The organism is Actinoallomurus iriomotensis (assembly GCF_030269445.1).
GTDB classification, from domain to species: domain Bacteria; phylum Actinomycetota; class Actinomycetes; order Streptosporangiales; family Streptosporangiaceae; genus Actinoallomurus; species Actinoallomurus iriomotensis.
In genome coordinates, this window is the sequence record NZ_BSTJ01000003.1 from 355,793 (window position 1) to 375,931 (window position 20,139).

The 20,139-nt window shown below is 69.9% G+C and carries 13 protein-coding genes; 9 read left to right on the top strand and 4 right to left on the bottom strand.

Annotation, left to right across the window (positions count from 1 at the left end; all coding sequences use genetic code 11):
• Positions 1-10: 10 nt before the first annotated feature.
• Together QSK37_RS14735 and QSK37_RS14740 are read right to left on the bottom strand one after the other, a co-directional pair.
• Positions 11-1,333, bottom strand: coding sequence for an ABC transporter substrate-binding protein (locus tag QSK37_RS14735; protein ID WP_285620717.1), 1,323 nt, complete (start codon positions 1,331-1,333; stop codon positions 11-13).
• 146 nt (positions 1,334-1,479) lie between these two features.
• Positions 1,480-2,751, bottom strand: a complete 1,272-nt coding sequence (locus QSK37_RS14740; protein ID WP_285620718.1) for an ABC transporter substrate-binding protein — start codon at positions 2,749-2,751, stop codon at positions 1,480-1,482.
• A 158-nt stretch (positions 2,752-2,909) separates the two neighbouring features.
• Here QSK37_RS14740 and QSK37_RS14745 point away from each other — a divergent pair, with 158 nt between their 5' ends.
• Genes QSK37_RS14745 through QSK37_RS14755 form a run of 3 tightly spaced genes read left to right on the top strand, consistent with a single transcriptional unit; the run spans position 2,910 to position 6,260 of the window.
• A complete protein-coding gene (locus tag QSK37_RS14745; protein ID WP_285620720.1) occupies positions 2,910-3,197 on the top strand; it encodes a hypothetical protein in 288 nt (95 codons plus the stop codon).
• A complete protein-coding gene (locus tag QSK37_RS14750; protein WP_285568264.1) occupies positions 3,194-3,952 on the top strand; it encodes an ABC transporter ATP-binding protein in 759 nt (252 codons plus the stop codon). The genes QSK37_RS14745 and QSK37_RS14750 overlap by 4 nt, the downstream gene beginning before the upstream one ends.
• A gap of 4 nt (positions 3,953-3,956) precedes the next feature.
• Positions 3,957-6,260, top strand: coding sequence for an ABC transporter permease (locus tag QSK37_RS14755; RefSeq protein ID WP_285620724.1), 2,304 nt, complete (start codon positions 3,957-3,959; stop codon positions 6,258-6,260).
• Between the two features lie 2 nt (positions 6,261-6,262).
• Here the strand turns inward: QSK37_RS14755 and QSK37_RS14760 are convergent, their stop codons facing one another.
• Entirely contained in the window at positions 6,263-6,856 is a 594-nt protein-coding gene (locus QSK37_RS14760) for a hypothetical protein (RefSeq protein WP_285620726.1), read from the bottom strand.
• Positions 6,857-6,879: 23 nt separating this feature from the next.
• A complete protein-coding gene (locus QSK37_RS14765; RefSeq protein ID WP_285620728.1) occupies positions 6,880-7,398 on the bottom strand; it encodes a hypothetical protein in 519 nt (172 codons plus the stop codon).
• 106 nt (positions 7,399-7,504) lie between these two features.
• On the opposite strand from QSK37_RS14765, the gene QSK37_RS14770 reads away from it, so the two are divergent.
• The 6 genes from QSK37_RS14770 (at position 7,505) to QSK37_RS14795 (ending at position 20,138) form a co-directional block, all read left to right on the top strand.
• Entirely contained in the window at positions 7,505-8,389 is an 885-nt protein-coding gene (locus tag QSK37_RS14770) for an SseB family protein (protein WP_285620730.1), read from the top strand.
• Positions 8,386-8,781 carry a hypothetical protein gene (locus tag QSK37_RS14775; RefSeq protein WP_285568253.1) on the top strand — a complete coding sequence of 132 codons (396 nt, stop codon included), beginning with the start codon at positions 8,386-8,388 and terminating at the stop codon, positions 8,779-8,781. Before QSK37_RS14770 ends, QSK37_RS14775 begins: the two co-directional genes overlap by 4 nt.
• Before the next feature lie 73 nt (positions 8,782-8,854).
• Positions 8,855-9,295: a YbaB/EbfC family nucleoid-associated protein gene (locus QSK37_RS14780; RefSeq protein WP_285568251.1), complete on the top strand. Its 441-nt coding sequence runs from the start codon at positions 8,855-8,857 to the stop codon at positions 9,293-9,295.
• A 5-nt stretch (positions 9,296-9,300) separates the two neighbouring features.
• The gene (locus QSK37_RS14785) at positions 9,301-9,639 is read left to right on the top strand and encodes a hypothetical protein (RefSeq protein WP_285568249.1); all 339 of its coding nucleotides are present in this window, start codon (positions 9,301-9,303) and stop codon (positions 9,637-9,639) included.
• Between the two features lie 70 nt (positions 9,640-9,709).
• Positions 9,710-19,693 (top strand): WXG100-like domain-containing protein, encoded by a 9,984-nt coding sequence (locus QSK37_RS14790; protein ID WP_490246500.1) that lies wholly within the window; start codon positions 9,710-9,712, stop codon positions 19,691-19,693.
• Positions 19,694-19,778: 85 nt separating this feature from the next.
• Positions 19,779-20,138, top strand: a complete 360-nt coding sequence (locus QSK37_RS14795) for a BlaI/MecI/CopY family transcriptional regulator (RefSeq protein ID WP_285568922.1) — start codon at positions 19,779-19,781, stop codon at positions 20,136-20,138.
• The last annotated feature ends 1 nt before the right edge of the window (position 20,139 follow it).

Sequence of the window (20,139 nt, forward strand, 5' to 3'; positions counted from 1 at the left end):
ATCCCAGCGCCTACTTGAACGCCTTGGCCGCGTCGGACTCCAGCTTGGCCTGGGCGCCCTTGATGTCACCGGGGTTCTTCACCAGGGCCCGCAGGTCCTCCCACTCGCCCTGACCCGGCGTGCCACCGAACGCGGCCGGCGTCTGGTCGGACATGTCGTACCGGGCCGAGTCGCCGGCCGCCTGCAGCTGGGAGACCAGCTGCTTGGTCAGCGCGTCCGGGTAGGCGTCCGGCTTGACGTTCTTGCTCGGGGAGATGTAGCCGCCACCCTTGGCCCACACCGTGCCGGCCTCCGGGGAGGCCAGGTACTTGATCAGCGCCATCGCGCCCTTGGAGTCCTTCATCGCCACCGCGGTGTCACCACCGAGGACGGCCGGGGTGGTGGTGCCGGCCTTGGGGAACGCGAACACCTTCGCGTCCGTGCCGACCTTCGCCGAGGTCGTGCCGATGTTCGCGGCGGCGAAGTCACCGCCGTAGACCATCGCGGCCTTGTTCTTGCCGAACGTGTCGGTGACCGAGGCGTCGAACTTCTGCTGCAGCGCGCCCGCGCTGCCGCCGGCGATCATGTTGGACTTGCCCCAGATCTGCACCAGCGCCTGCAGCGCCTTGGTCACCGAGGGGTCGGTCCACTTGATCTCGTGCTTGGTCAGCTTGTCGTACATGTCCGGGCCCGCCTGGGACAGGTACACGTTCTCGAACCAGTCCGTCAGCGTCCAGGAGTCACCCGACCCCGCCGCCAGCTCGAACGGCGTCGAGCCCGCGTCCGACAGCGTCTGCGCGGCCTTGGTGAAGGAGGCCCAGTCCGCCGGCGGCTGCACGCCCGCGTCGTCGAACGCCTTGGTGCGGTACCAGATGATCGACTTGTACGCCGCCTTCACCAGCACGCCGTAGGCCTTGCCGTCCACCGAGCCGAGCTGCTTCCAGTACGGCGTGTAATTCGCATCGATCGTCGCCGTCACATCCGCCGACAACGGCTTCAGGTCGTTCTTCTTCGCGTACTGCGCCACCAGACCCGGCTGCGGAAGAATCGCCACATCCGGCGGCTGGTGAGCCTGCAGGCGTGGCCCAAGGTAGGCATCCGTATTCTCACCGGTCGAGGCGTAATTCACCTTCGCGCCGGTCTTCTTCTCAAAGGCCGACAGCACCTTCTGGAAGTTCTGCTGCTCAACGCCCGTCCACTTGGCCGCGACCTCGATCGTCACGCCCTTCAGTTCCTGACCGCCAGCGCCGGAGCTGGACGAGTCGGAGGTCTTGTCATCACTGCCACCACACGCGGCGGTGGCGACGAGCAGGCCCGCGGTCACCGCGGTCGCCCAGAAACCTCTTGCTTGCATCTGCGTACCTTTCTGCATTCTTTCGGGCCCCCGAGTCGGCCGTTCAGGTATTCAGGGCATGCCACGAAGAACTCCTGGCGTTGCCTTTTGGGTCCCCCTGAAAAAGGCCAGGGGGTACCCCGGTGAATACCGTCGTTCTAAGAAAATCAGCGGTTGGTGATGACGCTCCCGAGGTCTCCGGCCATCTGGGAGATGGCCGCGTCGGGCGTTTGCCGGAAGGCGAGAGCCCCGCTCACGGCATTGGAGATCGCGAGACTCACCTGGTTGTAATTCGGACTCACCGGCCGTGGCTTGGCGGCGAGAATGCTCTGCTTGAGCACCGGGAGGTAGGGAAAGCGTTTGATCAGCGCGGGATCGTCATAGAGCCGCGCCCATACGGGCGGGAACGACCCCTGGGTGAGGACGGCCCGCTCGTTTTCGAGACCCGTGAAGTACTTGATGAATGCGATCGCGGTCTTCTGGTGCCGCGAGTAGGCGCTGACGGCGAGGTTGGCGCCGCCGAGCGAGCTGGAGCCCGGGCCGTCCTGGCCGGGCAGGAGGGTGACGCCGAACTTCTTCCTGACCTTGCTGCCCGGACGGGTCATGAGCCCGTACGCGTAGGGCCAGTTGCGCAGGAAGAGCAGCCGCCCGTCCTGGAACTCCTTGCGGGACTCCTCTTCCTTGAAGGTGAGGGACCGCTTGGTGATCCAACCCTCCCGCAGGCCCTGCACCAGGAAGTTCAGACCCTGCCGCGCCTGCGGGGAGTTCACCGCGACCTTGGTGCCGTCGTCGGTGAGGATCGCCCCGCCGGCGGACTGCACGGCCTCGGCGAAGTTGACGGTCAGCCCCTCGTAGGGGAAGAACTGGCCGGCGTAGCCCTCGAGTCCGTACTTGGGCGCGAGGGTCATGGCGAGCTGGCGGAGCTGAGCCCAGGTCCTGGGCGGCTTTTTGCCAGCTTTATCCAGAATGTCCTTTCGGTAGTACAGCAGGCCGGCGTTGCTGGTGTAGGGAACGCCGTACAGTTTCCCGCCGTACACCGCGGTGTCCACGACCGGCTTGAGGAACTGGTCCAGAGGGAACTGCCGCCGGTCGAGCGGGATGATCCATCCCGCGTCGGCGAACTCCGCCGTCGACACGATGTCGAGGTTGAGCACGTCATACCGGTCACTCTTCGCCTGAAGGTTGGTGACCATCTGGGCGTGCTGATCGTCGGCGGCGTCCGGAAGAGTGAGCAGGGTGACTTTCTCGGACGGATGCACCGCGTTCCATTTGTCGACCAATGGCCGCATGTAACCCGTAAAATCCGGGCCGGTGGCGAGCGTGATCGGACCACTGGTCGCCACCGTCGAGCCATCACTCGCCGCGTGGGACGGACTCGACATGCCGCAGCCCGCGACGAGAACCATCGCAAGGAGACCGCCTGCCAACGACCGCACCATCGTCAACCTCTCTGTGACCCCTCACTGGGGTACATGCATGTTATGCACACCCGTAATCCAGGTGTCAACGACAAGTTTCAAGTTCGTTACCTATGTCCAGGCATCACCATGACCCCTAACATGCCTGACATGCAGGGTTTCTGAGGAGGTGGTCGGGGGTGCGATCGGTGTCGTCGGCCCTGCCGGCCAAGGAGACCGCTCACGAATATGAGCTCGACCAGGAGTTCCTCTCCAAGCTCGCCCTCGTCCCGCTGACCGGAGCCGCCGACCGTATGACCCTTATCAACCGGCAGCGCCGCCACTGCCACAATCCGCGCGGCCTGTCCGACCCCGGCCACCCAGGACAACGTGGCAGTCTCGTCGCGTCCCTGCTCGTCGCGGGCGCCCGGCCGCATCTCCAGGCGGACCTCGAATGGCTCGACCGCCGCCAGGAGGCGCTGACATGAGCCCTGCCGAGAAACCGGAGCCGGACGCCGCGATGATCCGGACCAAGGACCTGGTGAAGGTCCACCATTCCGACGGCACCGACGTACACGCGATCCGGGGCATCGACCTCCGCGTGCGTCCCGGGGAGTTCGTCGCCGTGATGGGGCCCTCGGGCTCGGGGAAGTCGACCGTGCTGCACCTGCTCGCCGGGCTGGTCCCCGCGACCAGCGGCGAGATCTGGGTGCGCGGCAACCGCCTGAGCGACCTCAGCGAGGCCGACCGGGCGGTGCTGCGCCGCCGCCACATCGGCGTGGTGTTCCAGTTCTTCAACCTGATCTCGAACATGTCCGTCGCCGACAACGTCGAGCTGCCCGCCCTGCTGGCCGGGGCCAACCCCAAACAGGCGCGTGAGCGCCGGGAGTACCTCCTGGAGGAGCTGGGGCTCAGCGACCGTGCCGACGCCTCGCCGGCGCGGCTGTCCGGCGGCCAGCAGCAGCGCGTCGCCCTGGCGCGGGCCCTGTCCAACGAGCCCAGCCTGCTGCTCGCCGACGAGCCCACCGGCAACCTCGACAGCACCAACACGCGCGACGTCGTACGACTGCTGGAACAGGTGCACGACCAAGGCCAGACCATCCTGCTCGTCACGCACGACGCGCGAGTGGCGAGCTCCGCCGATCGGGTGATATCCCTGTTCGACGGCATGATCGTCGACGATGCCGACGTACGGCCCCCGACCGACAGTAAGAACGCCATCGGCTCGATCCTGGACCTCTGACACAGTGCACGCCACCATCCGCTGGATACGCGCCGACCTGCGCACCCGTCCCGGCCAGGCCGTGCTGTCCGTGAGCGTCGTGGCCGGCGTCGTCACGGCGCTGATCCTCGCGACCACGATGCTCGCGGGCGCGATGGACCCGTGGAAGAGCGTGTTCGCGCGCTCGAACGGCGCGCACGTGTGGATCCACGCACGCGCCGGCACCGACCTCTCCTCACTGCCGGACATGAGCGGCGTCACCGGGGTCTCCGGGCCGTTCCAGACCGCGGTCGCGACGGCGGTGCGCGAAGGGCAGCGGGCACCGCTCGAGCTGCGGGCGATGGGCAGCGCACTGCCACAGGTCGGCCGGCCGGTGGTCGCCAAGGGTCGCTGGCTCGACCCGTCCCGGCCCGACGGCGTCGTCCTGGAGCGCACGCTCGCCCGGACCCTGCGCGCCGAGGTCGGTGACAGCCTCAGTGTCCGCGGCCTCGACGGACGTCGGCACGACCTGCCGGTGATCGGCATCGCGGACGCGTCCGACCAGGGCCCCTACCCCTCGGTGACCCCCGGCATCGCCTGGACGCTGCCGGGGGTGCTGAACAGCGTCGAGCCGGGTACCGCCAGCACCGAACTGTTGGTCGGGCTGAAGCTGTCCGACCCGAGCGCGAGCGCCTTCTTCGTCCAGCACGTGGTCACCGTCCTCGGCGGCGACCACGTGGACCGGGTCTCGACGTGGCAGCAGGTGCGCGCGTCGATGGAGACGGACAGCCGCCTGCTCGGCCTGCTGATGGGCATGTTCGGCGTCGTCGCGCTGATCGCCGCCGCACTCGCCATCGGCAACGCCACGGGCGGGCGCATCCTCTCCCTCCTCCAGGACATCGCCCTGCTCAAGGCCCTGGGGTTCACCCCGGCGCAGATCCGGCGGATGCTGCTGCTGGAACAGACCTGCCTGGGGCTCGCCGGAGTGGTGGCCGGCAGCGTGCTCGGCTCGATACTGACCGCCTCCTCGCTGTCCCAGCGCCTGTTCGGCTCGGTCACCGGCGTGGCCACGGCGCCCCTGTCGTTCGGCCGCCTGGCACTGATCGCGATCGCCACTCTCCTGGCCGTGGTGGTGGCCACGCTGCTGCCCGCCTGGCGGGGCAGCCGGGTCTCCCCCACCAGCACGGTCACCGCGGAGCCGCCGAGCGGCCGGCTGTCCCGGTTCGCACGCGTCGCCCTGCTCGTACGCCTGCCTCCGGCGCTGGTCCTCGGCGCCCGCGACGCGTTCACCCGCCGGATGCGGGCCGCCATGACGATCGGCGGCCTGGCCATCCCGATGGTGATGGTGACGATCGCACTCGGCTGCTGGTCGACGCTCGACAACTTCGAGAACCACCCCGAGCAGATCGGCCTGGCCGGCGCGCTGGTCGCCCACCCCGTCGGCCTGGTCCCGTACGAGGCCAGCGCGGTCATCGCCGCCGACCAGGACGTGACCGCGGTCTACCCCGAGGTGCAGATGGACGCGCTGCTGCCCGGGCAGACCCGGACCATCCAGGCGCGGGCCCTCGGCACGTCCAAGCAGCCCTACCCGTTCCCGGTACGGGAAGGGCGGATGTACGCCAAGCCGGGCGAGGCGGTCGCGGGCCAGGGACTGCTCGACCTCCTGCACGTCCACGTCGGCGACCGCGTACGGCTCACCATCGGCGGCGCCCCCGTCATCGTGCACATCGTCGGGCGCACGATCGAGCCGTCGCTGAGCGGCGAGGTGCTGTCGTTCGGCATGGACACGCTGGACCAGGCGGTGCGCACGACCCCGTCGCCGTCGTACCGGATCGTCCTGCGGCAGGGCGCCTCAGTGGACACCGCACGCCGGCGGCTGCTGCGCGAGTCGGAGGACCGGCTCGACATCCAGGCCGCCCAGAACCCGGCCCAGCGCCTCTTCGTCGTCCGGGTCGTGGTGTTCGGGCTCGTCATCGTGCTCGCGTTGATCTGCGTGGCGAACCTGCTCACCGCGGCCTCGGTGGGGCTGCGCGACCACATGCGTGACATCGTCGTGCTGCGCGCCATGGGCCTGACGCCGCGGCAGGTGACCACGACGCTGGTGTCCGGAACGAGCGTGCTGGCCCTGATCGCGGTGATCGCCGGCATCGGCGGCGGCCTCGTGATGTCGACTCGCCTCATCGACCTGCAGGGCCGTACGAGCGGGATCGGTGCGGGGATCGGACGGGCGCCGACCGTGCTGGAACTGGTCGTGGCAGCCGTCGTCGCCCTCGCGCTCGCCGCCCTCATGGCCTTCATGCTGGCCCGCAAGGCGACGAGCATCGACGTACGCGAGGTGTCACGCTTCTAGCGTCAGATGTCGGCGTAGAGCGCGGTGAAGGTGTCCAGGCTCTCCTGGTAGAAGGCGATGTCGTCGTTGAGCCGGGACCGGGTGAACCGGTCCGGCTCGCGCTCGTGCGCCGCCCGGCCCATCTCGGTCCAGAACGCCGCGGGCGGCACCTCGTCGACTCCCGGCGGCATGAACTTCAGCACCTCGGCCGCCGCGTCACGGGCGTACTCCCACCCCTTGACCACGCTCTCGTACCGGTCACGGCCGGTCGGATCCTCGGCGAACCGCAGGTCCTCGTCCACCACGCGCCGCGCGTAGCCCGCGCTGACGATCTGCCACTGCCCCGGATCGAGCACCTCGGAGATGCCGACCCCGAAACGCGCTCCCTCCTCGCGAGCCTCGGCCTCGCTCGCGTACGGGACCTGGAGCTCGATGGGCTCGCCGGCCCCGGCGTCCGGAGGGCCGTCGAACCGCAGCGTCCAGGAGTCCTCCCCCTCGGTCAGCGTGGTCCACCGCTCATGGTCGCGGGCGACCTCCTCGGACGCGGTGCCGCCGGCCAGCGTCAGGTTGATGAAGAGGTGGGCCTCCACCAGGGTTCGGGCGTGCAGGTCGGGCACGCGATCACTCCTTCGTCCCGGGATTACGCGGACCGGTATTCCGCCGCAAGGTCACGATATGTGTCTCGGACGATCACTAGGCGTTCGCGGTGGAACCGGCCCGGCTCCTCGGCGCGCATCCGCTCCCCGCGCGCGGACCAGAACGCCTCGTCGGGCGCCTCCTCCCGGCCGTCGGGGATGAACTTCACGACCTCATCGACCGCCGCGCGTGCGATCGCCAGCGCCCGGAGTGCGGCGTCGGGGTCGTCTCGCGGCACGTTCCCCGCTGTCATGTCGGCCACCCACAGCCACTCTCCCGCGTCCAGGAGCTGCGACGGCTCCGGGCCGCCGAAGGTGGGGAACCCCTCCGGCATCACCTCGCGCTCCGGAAGGGCGAACGCGAATTCGCGTTCGGCGCCGCAGGCCGAGCACGTGCCCGCGTAGACGGTGCCCAGCCCCGGGCCGATGGCGACCACGCCGCTCTCCCACGCGGTCTCCACCGAACCGCATTCGCAGGGATGCAGGTCAAGGTAGAGATGGGCCTCGTCCCGGGTGCGTGCCACCGGAAACTCCATGAGCGAAATCCCCCCGTCGTCGCCCTCGCCCCGTGAGTCCGTTCGGCACTTCGGACCTGTCCGACCGGGCGAAACCGAGGTTAATGTGTCCGCCATGGGGTCGGCCAGCGCGTTCGATGAGCATCTCGCGGAGGCCCATGCGGCCGGCGACCTCGCCCGGTGTCTCGGGCTGCTGCGGCTGGCCGACTTCGCGCTGCCGCTCAGCGACGCCGCGGCGAGCGGCGCGGAGCCTGCGACGTGGCCCACTCTGACCTTCGGTGAGCGCACCTGGCTGATGGCCTACACCTCGGCCGACGGGCTGGCCACGGCGATGGAACGTTCCGATCAACGGTTCCGCGTCGTGTCGCTGGCCGAGCTCTGTGCCGGCTGGCCCGACGCGAGCTGGGGGCTGGCCGTCAACCCCGGCCTGGAGGTCTCCTTCCTCCTCGAGCCGGGCACGGTCGCCCGGCTGGGTGTGCCCACGCTGGCCCAGGACCAGGCCGCGGAGCCGGAGTCCGGTCCGGCGATCGTGCAGAAGCTGCTGCACCCGGACGAGATCCATGCCCTGCTGGCCGCCGAGGACCCGACCGTGTCGGGCTACTGCCACCACGCGCTCGACGTCGCGCACATCGCCACGCCGACGGTGCTGGCCGAGGCCCTGACGCGCTCCGACGTGATCAGTGCCGCCGGCTCGGTGAACATCCTGCGCTGGCCGGCGCTCGGACCCGCCCTCTACCGGACGCCGTACGGCGGAGTCGACGAGGAGAGCCGGGCCGCGGTCGAGGGCTGGGTGATCGAGGAGCCGCCGTTCATCGGCATGGGCCTCGTGCCCAACGTCGACCAGACGATCCGGGAGTACAAGATCGACGGCATCGGGCTGCCGCACGGGTCGGAGATCGTCGAGCTGGCCGCCGACGGCGTGGAGCGACGCCGCGCGGTCTACGACGGAGATCTCGGCCGATGGCTCTTCATCGAGGAAGCGACCGAGGAGGCCGGATGACGTACCGGGCTCGATGGCACGACGCCGACTACGACGCGAGCCCCGAGCTGCGCTCCGGCCGGCTGTGGATGCGCCTGCGGAGCGCCGAGCCGGCCCCGGGGTTCGAGGAGGTCCGGCCGGGCCGGTACGTCCGGGCGGTGCCGGCCGATGAGTGCGCGATGGCCTGTTCCGTCGCGGTCGTGTGCCGCTGGCGCGGCGCGCCGTTCCGGGTGCACGACCAGCGAGAGGGCGAGTTGCTGCTGGAGTACACCGGCGGCCGGGTGACCGTCGCCCAGAGCCTCGGCCTCGACCGCGTCGAGCGCGGGGTGTACCGGCGGTGGGTCGCCCGGGACGAGGTGAGCGACCTGGCGGAACACGTGACACTTCTCGACGAGGAAGCCCGCGGCGTGTAACACGTATATCTCAGACCCTTACGGCAACGCATCCGGGTCTGTTACATTCCTATGAACTCTGCACGTCGCGTTCGTGTCGCTCGATCGGCACACTTTGATGGGTGGTGGCGAGCCGTTGTCCGAAGAGATGGAAACGGCCGGCTTGCGGATCTACGCCGACGAGTTGCGCGACGCCTTCATGCGCATGAACGCCGAAGCGCTCGATCTGCACGCTCAGGGACGCGCCATCCAGGTGACTGAGAAGTCAAGCGATGGTTTGGTGGCCGCGACGGTCGGCGCGCGTGGCGAGCTCATAAGTCTCGACATCGACCCTCGGATCTTCCGGCGGCCGGATTCCCGGGAGCTCGCCGACGCCATTGTCAAGGCCGTCAATCAGGCGGCGAGCAAGGCTCAGGAGAAGGTCGTGGAGATCTTCGAGCCGCTCATTCCCGCCGATCAGATGCGGGCGCACCTCGCCGGCGACGTGGAGAGTGTGCTGGAGCAGATGGTCCAGCAGATACGCGGGGAGAGGTGACTGCAGTGACAGAGCTTCAGGGCGTGCAGATAGACAACACCACGGTGGGACGCGGCCTGTCCGCGTGGGACACGATGTCCTCCGAGCTGCAGAGCATGTGGAGCAAGGCCGTGGACAGAGTCCGCGCACTCAACGAGGAAGCGCCCTGGGGGGACGGCACGGAGGGCGCGTCCTTCTGGTCGGCCTATGCGGCCAATGGCGGACCCGAAATGCTCTGCGCCGAGGGCACCCGGCTTGTCAACGAAATCGTCAACGTCGGCCCGACCCTGCGCACGTCGGTCCAGAACATCACCTCGACAGACCACTCACTGACCCAGACGATCAACAACAACATGTCGGTGTGACGCTTTACGAGGTGGGGTCATCACAGTGATCAGGTGTGCCGGGCGCCGTTCCCGTCGGGAACAGTAGACCATGGCCGGGGGCAGGTCGACTGACACGCATGTCAGCCACAACATCAATGATGATGTCAACAGTCAGATTCCGGCGCTTCCGGATCCCGCCGGATACTCGACGAAGGACGTACAGCCGGCCTGGGAGACCGAGGCGCTGCCCGACTGGGTGGTCTATTGGCTGATTCCGATGCTGACCTCCGGGCAGACCTGGCCGAAGGCGAGCGAGAGCAAGCTGTGGGAGCTCAGGCTCGCGTTCGAAGAAATGGTGAAGGTGGGGGCCGCGGCGTTCGAGCCGGCCGGCACCTCGGTCCGTACGATCTCGACCGGATACGAGGCCGTCTCCGCGATCATGGCCAAGGCCCGGGTCTCCGAGCTGTTCGGCGACCAGGCCGGCATGCTGGAGAAAATGGTCTCGGCCTTTCTCTACTCCCGGCAGACCGACAGTTTCGCGCAGAACACTCAATATTCGAAGATTTCTTGCAACGTCGCTTTCTGGGTCGCGGTGACCGCCGCTTTCATCGCCCTGATAGCGGCCTACTTCACCGCCGGCACGACCGTTTCCCTCATCGGCCCGTACGCCCAGGCGGGGCGCACCGCGATGGCCCGGATCCTCGAACGCCTGGGCATCGCGGCCGGACGCTCGTTCGGGGCCAATGGGGCGGCACGGATCACCGCCCTGGCCGGCAACTCCGCCGCCGGCCGGTTCGTCTCCCACGCCCTGATGCACGAACTGATCGAGGAGCTCGGCGAAGAGGGCTTCACCGACGCCTACAGCCAGTACCTGCAGATGAAGCAGGGCACGCGGAGGAACTTCGACTGGCACATGGCCGCGGCGACGGCCATCGGGGCGGGCACCGGTGCGTTCGTGGGCATGAAGCTGCACGGCCCCGTCTCCGGCATCGCCGACAACCTGCCGGGCATCCGCGCCCTGAACCGCATCGCCGGGGACGCGCCGGGGGTCGGCAACGCGTTCCGGCGGTTCCCGGGCCGGGCGATGAACACCGGCCTGAACAACGTCGCGGCGTCTCCCGCGGGCAGTTTCCTGGCCAACGGGCTGGTCTACGGCCAGTGGGAGGCTCCCACCGGGGAGTCGATGCTCGGCGGCTTCATGGGAGGCGTCGGCCGTACCAACACGATCAGCCCGTTCAACCCCGGCGTCTTCCACGCGGTGACCAGCCCGGGTGTCAGCCTCGCCAGTGCCTTCCACACCTCCATGGCCAGCGACGCCGCGCATCTGGGGATCAACCTGACCGGTGGTCCGGACTCCCCGGACGGCCCGAAGCCCGACTCCCAGCAGCCGCAGAACGGGCAGAACGGCACGGCGCCGGTCGGCACGTCGCCGGTCGCCTCGAACGCCCCGACGGGCGACGTGAACGGCCAGACGGTGAACGGGCAGGCGGCGAACGGCACGCGGGCGGCGGGGGCGGGCAACACCCGCGTCAACGCCGCCGCGAACGTGAACGCCGACCCGGACAACTCCGGCGACCCGGCGGCGCCCCACGACTCGACGCTCCAGAACGCAGCGCCGCAGAACGCGGTGGCCCCGGATCCGACCGCGGCCAACGTCGACCCGAACGCGGTCCAGCAGGGCGACCAGAGCGTTCCGGTCAACACGGATACCTCGCAGGGCACCGGTCCCACGCAGCCGGACGGGACGGCGAACCCCCCGGCGACGAGCAACCCCACGGCTCCCGCGCCCGCCACCGCCACGGGCCAGAACACCAGCCTGGACGGCACGGCCCCGGCGACGTCACCCGTCAACGGCTCGCAGACCACACCCGTCAACGGCTCGCCGACCGCGCCCGTCGACGGCTCGCCGACCGGGCCTGTCGCCGGGTCCGGCGACACCGGCACCGGGCAGCCCGGCTCCTCCCCGTCCAACCCGAACTCGACGCGACCCGACGACGCGGTCGTCGGCGCGCTGGTCAACCACTGGATCGGCCGGTCCGACGGCACGCCGAACGCGAACCAGAACGGTAATGCGCAGACCGGCAACACGCAGACCGGGAACGCCGACACCCAGACGCCCGCGCCGCACCACGGCCGCCAGAACGACTTCGGTCTGGTGGCGGCGGGGCGGCTCAAGGGCACCGCGTTCGTCGCCAACGGGCGGCAGGGGCCGATCATCCTGTCGCTGGCCGAGGCGCACGCGCTGTTCGACGCCGACCTGCGGCCCACGGACTTCGGCCCCCAGGTACGCGGCTGGAACTGGTCCGCCGACGGCACGACACTGATCATCCACTTCCAGGACCACCTGAACCGCGCCCCGCAGCACTTCCGGTTCAAGGTCGAGAACAAGGCGGAGGGGCGCCGCGACCGGGCGCGTTCGGTCACCCCGGCGGGTGTGCGTCACCCACGGCTGGGGTTGCGGGGCCGCCGTCTCGGCCGCACCCGGGTGCGGTCGGGCACCGTGGCCGATCCGCATGCCGTGACGCTGGCGCCCGGGCTGGCATCCGGCCAGGTGGCGCGGGTGATGCTGCACGAGATCAGCGACACCTTCCAGCGCCAGACGGCGGACCAGGCCCGTTCCGGGCAGGGCGCGATCCGCAGGTTCCTGTCCCGGCTCGCCGAGCGGCGCGACGGCTGCCTGTCCGCCCGGCTCAACGAGCACTGGTACCTCTCGCGCAAGTGGCACGCGGCCGCCACCGACGCGGAACGGCAGGCGTACGCCAGGGAGATCGAGGGGGTCGCGCGCTACCTGCGCAAGCACGGCCACACGCCGCCGACCCCGCCGTGGTCTGGCGAGGGACGGCCGACGACGGGACCGAACGCCGACCTGTCCGACCTGCGCGCCAACCTCAACGGCGCGGTCACGGACACCGCGCAGGCCGTCGCCGGGCTGCGGCAGGCCATCGCCGACCAGCTCGCCGCGCTCGACCAGACCGACGACGAGCTGCACCGGCTCACGATGGAGAACTACGACGCCGCCTTCCGGCTGGGTCAGCAGGCGGCCGACGCCATCGCGCGCGGCGACCTCGGCCACGCACGCGAGCTGCGTGAAGCCTCGCTACGCCACTACCAGGCGGCCGAGAAGTTCAGCGACATGCGTGGCCCGGCGACACAGGTGCACGACGCCTACCGCAGGGCCGCCGGCCTGGCCGACGAGATGGCCAATGGCAGGCAGGTCGACGTGGACGACCTCGCCGCGGCGGTCCAGGACGCCGACCGGCAGCACGAGCAGTACCAGCGCGGTCTCGCCAACGCCGGGCAGAGCCGGCCGTCGGGCGACCCCACCGCGCCCGGCCGGCGCCACGCCGAGCTGGCGGAACAGCTCATCGCCCGGGCGGCGGCCGCCACCGACCTCAGGCAGGGTCTCGAACGGCAGGCCGCCTCGGCCGCCCAGGCCGCGGCCGACCAGCATCGGGTGGCGGAGTACCACCGCCGGGCCGCCAACCAAGCCTTCGACCGCGCCCAGCAGCTCGCCGCCGGCGGGCAGGCGCAGCTCGCGCAGCAGTACCACGACGCCGGCACCGGGCTGAACCGCGAGGCGAGCGCGTACGACGAAGCTTCCCGGCTGGCCGGCCAGGCCGCCGCCGCGTACCGCGAGGCCGCGAGCCAGCTGGAACAGCTGATGATCGGCGGGCCCGTCGACCTGACCAGGCTCGGCCAGAACCTCGACCAGGCGCAGGCGCACCACGCGGGGTACCAGGACGTGATCGCCGACCGGCCGGTGCCGGCCCACATCGCGCAGGCGATCCGCGAGGCCGAGAACACCCCCGAGCCCCCGCGGCCGGAGGTGACCGACCTGCGTGCCGGGCTGGCCGCGAGCATCACGGTCTCGGGCCGGACGGCCATGGCGCTGCAGCAGGAGATCGGCGGCCAGCTCGCCACGCTCGACCAGGCCGCCGACGAACTGCAGCGCCTCGCGACGGAGAACTACGACGCCTCCCTGCGGCTGCTCGCGGAGGCGGGCGACGCGATCGACAACGGCGATCTGAATCGCGCGCGTGAGCTGCGGCTGGCCGCCCAGCGTCACCGCCAGGCCGGCGACGCGTACAGCGACATGCGCATCCCCGCGGTGCAGGCCCGCGCCGCGTACCGGGAGGTCGTTGACCAGCTCACCCGGCTCGCGAACGACCGGGGGGTGCGTCTCGGCGACCTGGCCCAGGCCGTCCAGGACGCGCAGACCCACCACTACGAATTCCAGCGCGCACTCGCCGCCGCCGGGCAGAGCCACCCGTCCGGTGACGCCACGGCCACCATCCGCCTGCACGCCGCGCTGCAGAGCCAGCTCGCCGAGCGCAACCGGCTCGGCGCCGAGCTCGCGGTCGAACTCCAGCGGCAGATCGGCGCGCTGAACGAAGCCGGCGAGGAACTGCACCGGCTCGTGATGCAGAAGTACGAGTTCGCCGTCCGGCTGTCCGGGCAGGCGAGGGACGCCTTCCAGGCCGGTGACCTGGAAGGCGGCAGCGAGCTGCGCGCGGCCTCCCTGCGTCAGCGCAAGGCGGGCGACGCGTACGACGACATGCGCATCCCCGTGATGCAGGCCCGCAACGCGTACCAGAAGGCCGTCACCCAGCTGAACGCCATGGTGTCCGGCACTGACTTCCAGCGGGGCGGCCTCGCGCAAGATCTGGAGGAGGGCCGGAAGCACCAGGTCGCCTACCGGGAGGCGCTCGACGAGGGGACGGTGCCGGACGGTTCCGTCACGGTCCTCCAGGAGGCGGCCTCCCGGCTGGCCACCGACACGCGACCGCCGGACGCCGCGATGCCCGCCGCCGCGGCGGCCGGGAACCTTCCGGTCGGACATCTCACCCGCCTCGTCAACCAGGTGCTGTCCCGCGTCGGCATCGACCACCGCTTCACCGTGGAGGACCTCGATCGCACTCTGCGGGGTGACTTCCGGCGCCTGGTCTCCGAAGACGGCGCGATACTCCCGGTCGGCGACGGCGAGATACGCGTCAAACTGCGGGTGCCCAACCTGCGCATGGTCACGGACACGGACGTGGAGGCGTCGGAGACCATGGTCGGCACGCTCCCGCAGGGTGGCGCGTCGGTCGCCTCGGCCGCGAACCGCAGCACCGACCTGTCGGCGTCGCTGGACGCGGGGGCCCTCGCGAAGCTGACGCCCTGGGAATGGGCCAGGACCGTGGCGCAGTTCGCCATCCTCAAAGGCGGCGGCGGGTACACCTGGAGCAGCTCGGACACGCACCACGCGTCCGAGTTCGCGCTGGGCGGCGCCGTCGAGGACGACCGCAGCCCGCACACGATGTTCGAGACTCCCTGGTCCGAGGGCCAGGCGGCCGGCAACGCCGTGTTCGAGGTCCAGGTACGCCGGACGGCCGACGGCCCCGGGCACGGATGGAGCAACACCCAGTCCGTCAGCACCGACGGCCCGGTACGCGTGTGGGTGTCGCACACCTACACCGACAGCGCCCCGGCGGAGAAGGCGCAACTCCCCGTGGCGGACCGGCAGCAGACCGCGTTGCCCGAGAGCTCGGTCACCGGGATGACCGGGCTGGACGAACTCACCGACCGCACGGCCGACGAGATGGGTCTCGACCCCAACCTCGACGACGTGGCCCGGCGGCAGGTGCGCACTCTTTTCAACGACGAGCTGCCGAGCCGGCTCGGGGAGGCGGTCGACGACCCGCACGGCCTGCAGCGGACGATCGTCAAGGACGGCAAGGAGATCGGCACCGTCCAGATCAAGTCGGAGATCGTGCTCGAGCCGGACGAGGACCCGCGGGTCGGGCCGGCCAGCAACAAACGCTGGCTGGAGCGGCTCCGGATCACCTTCTCGGGCGCGTCCCGCGAGTCGTCGAAGGGCCGCGCGCGGCACTTCAACGTCACCGGCGGCGTGCAGGTCGGCCCGGACCACCTGGGCGCGCTGAACGAGGTCGGCGGCGTGACGCCCAAGCTGTCGGGCACCTACGCGCGCACCCGGTCGCGCTCGAGGTCCACGAGCTCGGGTGGCACCTCCATCCACCCGAGCGTGCAGCGGTGGAAGGGGCACACGCAGGGCTACCACCTGCGGGTGAAGCACACCGTCACGATCCACATGGCGAGCGAGCGGCGGGCCCGGCCGGCGATCGACGGCGAGAGCAAGGCGCTCTTCCGCATGCCGGAACCCCTCGCCTACCGGTACGGCCTGCCGGTGGACCCGGCGGCGATCGTCCGCGACGACAGCGGAGCGATCAAGTACAACCCGGACGGCACGATCAGGCTGCGGGACGATCCCGACCCCGATCCGCCCAAGGGCCGGAAGGGCGAGCTGCCGAAGGTGTTCGGCAAGAACAAGCTCCGCGGTGCGGGACCGGCGCTGGTCCAGGACGTCACCGGCGTCGACAAGCTCCGCGAGCAGGTCGAGGAGCGCCTGCGGAAGCTCGGACTGCTGCCGAAGATCAAGAACGGGCAGAAGGTCTACTCCCGCGACCCGATCAAGCGCGCCAGCCAGATGGCCAACGAGCGGGAGGTGGACGAGCAGTTCACCATGAGGGTCGGCCGGAACGGAAAGGCGACCGGCCCGCGGTTCGAGTCGGGCTATGACCAGCTGGCGCAGGAGGGCCTGCACCTCGACCTGATGCACGCCAAGACCGGCCACTCCCCCAAGAACTTCACGCTCCGGGTCAAACTCGAGCAGGACTTCGAGCACGCGAAGTTCAAGGGCGTGAGCGACGCCGAGTCGGTCGTGAACCTCGACATCGGCTCCGACACCACCAGCATGACCGAGAGCCAGTCGACGACCAACAGCGGCACCGGCGCGGCCGCCGTCGACGCGCCGAAGGGCCCGGGTCTCACGCCCTCGGGCGGCGAAATCGACGTCGGCTACAACAGCACCGAGGGCGCGAGCACGGCCGAAGGCGACACCGCCAACCAGGTGATCATGGGGGAGAACGTCGGACCGGTGGCGGTGTTCGAGATCCCGCACAAGCTGCGGGTCGACCTGCTGACGGCCAAGGGCAAGGCGATCACCATCGCCGAGGACGTCGACGGGTCGGCGCGGGTGGTGCTGCCCGCCGACATGCTGCCGTCGAGTGAGAATCACCCGGCGGCGCCGGCGCACCCGACCTCGGGCGAGGCTCGGCGGACGGCCAAGCTGCTGCACGCCGACGCCGGGGACGAGTTCCTCAAGAAGGCCGTGAAGCTTCTTGGCATCAAGGTGAACTCCCCCGAGTTCCACGAACTCGCCGCGGCGCTCAACGTGCGGGGGCTGCTCTCCCACCCCGAATGGATGTACAGCTCGTACCACACCGGCCAGGCGACGGTGACCGCCGAGCTGGGCGACTCCGAGTTCGTCGAGGAGTCGCACATCGTGGACGGCGACATCAACCTCACGCTGGCCAGCCACGCCGTCGGCCACAACGAGAGCCACGGCTGGACGGTCAAGGGGTCGGGCGGCGTGGGAGTGAACACCTCCACCGATCCCAACGGCAATGCGGGCGTCAGCCTGTCCCGGTCGTCGTCCAGGTCGCGGTCACGGACGGAAACCGACATCTGGGGGACCGAGCAACTCGCCATCGACACCGGCAAGAAGTACGTCTTCCAGGCGCACGCCAAGTTCCGTGTCTCCACCGCACCGGACGCCAAGGGACACACACGGTCGGACAGCGCCGAGGGCGGTTCGGTTCTGTACACCCTCGCCGAGCGCGACGCCCTGAGCATGTGGGCGCGCGGGGAGGTGTCGCTGCCCCTGCACCAGGTCGCCAAGGCCATGGAACGCCTGCTGCGCGGCGAACTCAGACTGGACCGGCGTACGGCCGTCCCGTTCGCCCGCAAGTACCTCGGCGAACTCGCGCTGGCCCGCTACAAGGTGAGCCTGGACGAACGGCGAGGCCAGCCGGTCGGAGTCCCGGCGCTGCCCGTCACGAAGGGGCACAGCCGCGAGACCATCACGAACCTGCTGACGCAGTTCTTCCCCTCCGATGTGGTTCCGCGGGCGGACGCGCCGTCACGCCGGATGGCCAACATGCTGGCGGAAGTACGCCGGTTGGAGCTGCATCCGGACACGATGGTGATTCCGGATCACTACCGGAAGGACGTCGGCATCAGCACGTTCCAGCGGACGTCGCTGCACACCGCCGAGGCCCCGGACACCGAGGTCGAGGTGGTCGACCAGGTCGCCGCCGCCGTCAACGCGGTGGCGCCCCGGGCGCTGGCCGACAATCCGGCGCTCTGGCGCGCGCTCTACGTCGACTTCGCCGGCAAGCGCTGGTGGGGAAAGATGCGGAACATGCTGAGCCCGGCCGGCTACACCAAGAATTTCGGCGACTTCACGGTCCGGGTCACGGCGAGCTTCGACGGCGATCCGACCCTTCTGCGCCATATGTACAGCCACGGCCAGATCCTTCAGCACTACACGTACGAGCAGGAGGACGTCTCCGAGAGCAAGAACGTGACGTACGAGGGCTCGGTCAGCGGAGGCGCCGCCAAGAAGGGCGTGCCGACCCCCTTCGGCAACGTCGACGGCAGCGTGCACGGCACTGTCAAGACCCACCGCTCGCACACCTCCAGCGGCGGCCACACCCGGCAGAAGACCCGGCTCCAGGGCGAGGGCGTGTTCCGGGACGCCGAGCCGGTGATCCAGCACGGACTCACCCTCAAGATCGAGGTCGTGCGCAACTCCGTCGACATCCGGGCCGCTCTGGAGGGCGCGAGGCGCCGCCACGAGGTCACCCTGACCGGAACGGCCGAGCGCGTGCTGCCCGCCGGCATGGCCGCGCCGGTCGGCAAGGCCTCGGCCTCTCCGGTCGGTCCCGCGGACGCGCGACGGCTCGTACCCCCCGCGAAGTCCAGCCCGGAACACGTGGAGATCGACGACCTGCCCAAAGCGATCATCGACGGGCTCGTCCGCCACAAGGTGATCAGCCGGTCCGAGGCCCGTGCGCACGAGGCCTCGATCAGGAGGGTCACGACCGGAGACTCGCTGACCGCACGCTTCGAGCGGGCGACCGACGCGAACGGCCACCGCATGATCACCCTCCAGCTCGGTAACAACAAGGTCGTGGAGGTGTGGGTGCGGCACAACATGTCCGAGCCCAAGCGTTCGGCCACCGGTCTGATCGAGACCGAACTCCGCGACGTCAACCGCCAGCAGGAGCAGGCGAAGGTCGAAGCCGACCGCAGCCACCTGGGCCCGGCGACCGTGAGCTTCGGCGGCGGCCCCGACACGTTCGGCGTCGGCGCGGACGCCACCTTCGGCGCCCAGAGCACCGAACACCGCTCCGTCAGCGGCGGCAACCGGAACGAGACGAGCGCCTTCGAGAAGGGTTCCGCCGACAAGGTGCAGTTCCGCGTCGACAGCGACATCACGTTCGTCGAGAAGAAGATCACCTCCGTGGACGAGGTCGAGGTCGTCGGTGAACCCGTACGCATCGCGCACGCGGCCACCGGCAGCGCGACCCTCACGCTGTTCGGACACCAGCTGGACGAGATGCTCTCCCGGGCCGAGGTCGGGGCACCGGACCGCCCCGCCTGGCACTCCGGCGAGTCCGCCAAGCCGGGCCGGCGCCGCCCGTACGACGTGCAGAAGCTCATGGACCAGGCCGCGAAGCGGCCCGACTTCGATCCGGCCGAGCCGCACCACGCCATGGCGGAGATCCTCAAGGCCGGTGGCGCGCGCCGTGGCGTGTCCGTCCGCCTGCGGGCGCACTTCGACCGGGGCGCGCCCAACGCCCAGATGAACCAGGCTCGCCTGCTCGCCCGCGCGCTGAACACCGAGGTCCACCTCGACATCCGCAACACCGACGGCTCCGTGACCTCCTACTCGGCGACCTTCGACGGCGATTTGCACATGGCGGCCGACGAGGGTTTCGCGGAGCAGTTCAACAACCTGCCGAACGACCTCATCGTCCAGGCCGACCGGTTCGGCCGCGACCTGTACGAGCTGTACCTTCGCACCCGGACGCAGCCGGGCACCTTCGCCGAGAAGGTCAGGGACGAGCTGAGGCGCCTGGCCATCCCTGGCCACGTGGCGGACCAGCCGAGCTGGCCGACTCAGGCGCCTCCGGACGAGTCCGAGTGGCACGGCCAGAGCTACATGGGCGGTGTGACCACGGCCTGACGCCTCTCCGGCGACGGCGCCGGCGATGGCTACCACCGGTCGTAGTACTACGGCTCGTAGTACTACAGTGGATAGCATGGGGGATGTGAAGGGTCTGGGAGAGCTTGAACGTACGGTCATGGAGGTCCTGTGGCACCGCGACAACGGTGCCACCGCGCGTGAGGTGAGCCGTGCGCTCGCCGACGACCGCGATCTCGCGCACACCACGGTGATGACGGTGCTCGACCGGCTCGCCAAAAAAGGTTTTCTCGTACGGGAGCGCGAAGGACGCGCATGGCGCTACCGTCCGATCGCGACCAAAGAGGCGTACGTGGCCGAGCTCATGCTGGGCGCGCTCAACATGACGGGCGACCGCGACGCCGCTCTGGCGCATTTCGCACGCTCGGTGTCCGGCGACGAGGTGGAACTGCTCCGCCGCGTCCTCGACGAGGTGGAAGGGACATAAC

Coding starts and splice junctions, on each gene's coding strand:
- QSK37_RS14735 (WP_285620717.1), bottom strand. CDS start 1,333: ATGCAAGCAAGAGGTTTCTGGGCGACCGCGGTGACCGCGGGCCTGCTC.
- QSK37_RS14740 (WP_285620718.1), bottom strand. CDS start 2,751: ATGGTGCGGTCGTTGGCAGGCGGTCTCCTTGCGATGGTTCTCGTCGCG.
- QSK37_RS14775 (WP_285568253.1), top strand. CDS start 8,386: ATGACGTACCGGGCTCGATGGCACGACGCCGACTACGACGCGAGCCCC.
- QSK37_RS14770 (WP_285620730.1), top strand. CDS start 7,505: ATGGGGTCGGCCAGCGCGTTCGATGAGCATCTCGCGGAGGCCCATGCG.
- QSK37_RS14790 (WP_490246500.1), top strand. CDS start 9,710: ATGGCCGGGGGCAGGTCGACTGACACGCATGTCAGCCACAACATCAAT.
- QSK37_RS14750 (WP_285568264.1), top strand. CDS start 3,194: ATGAGCCCTGCCGAGAAACCGGAGCCGGACGCCGCGATGATCCGGACC.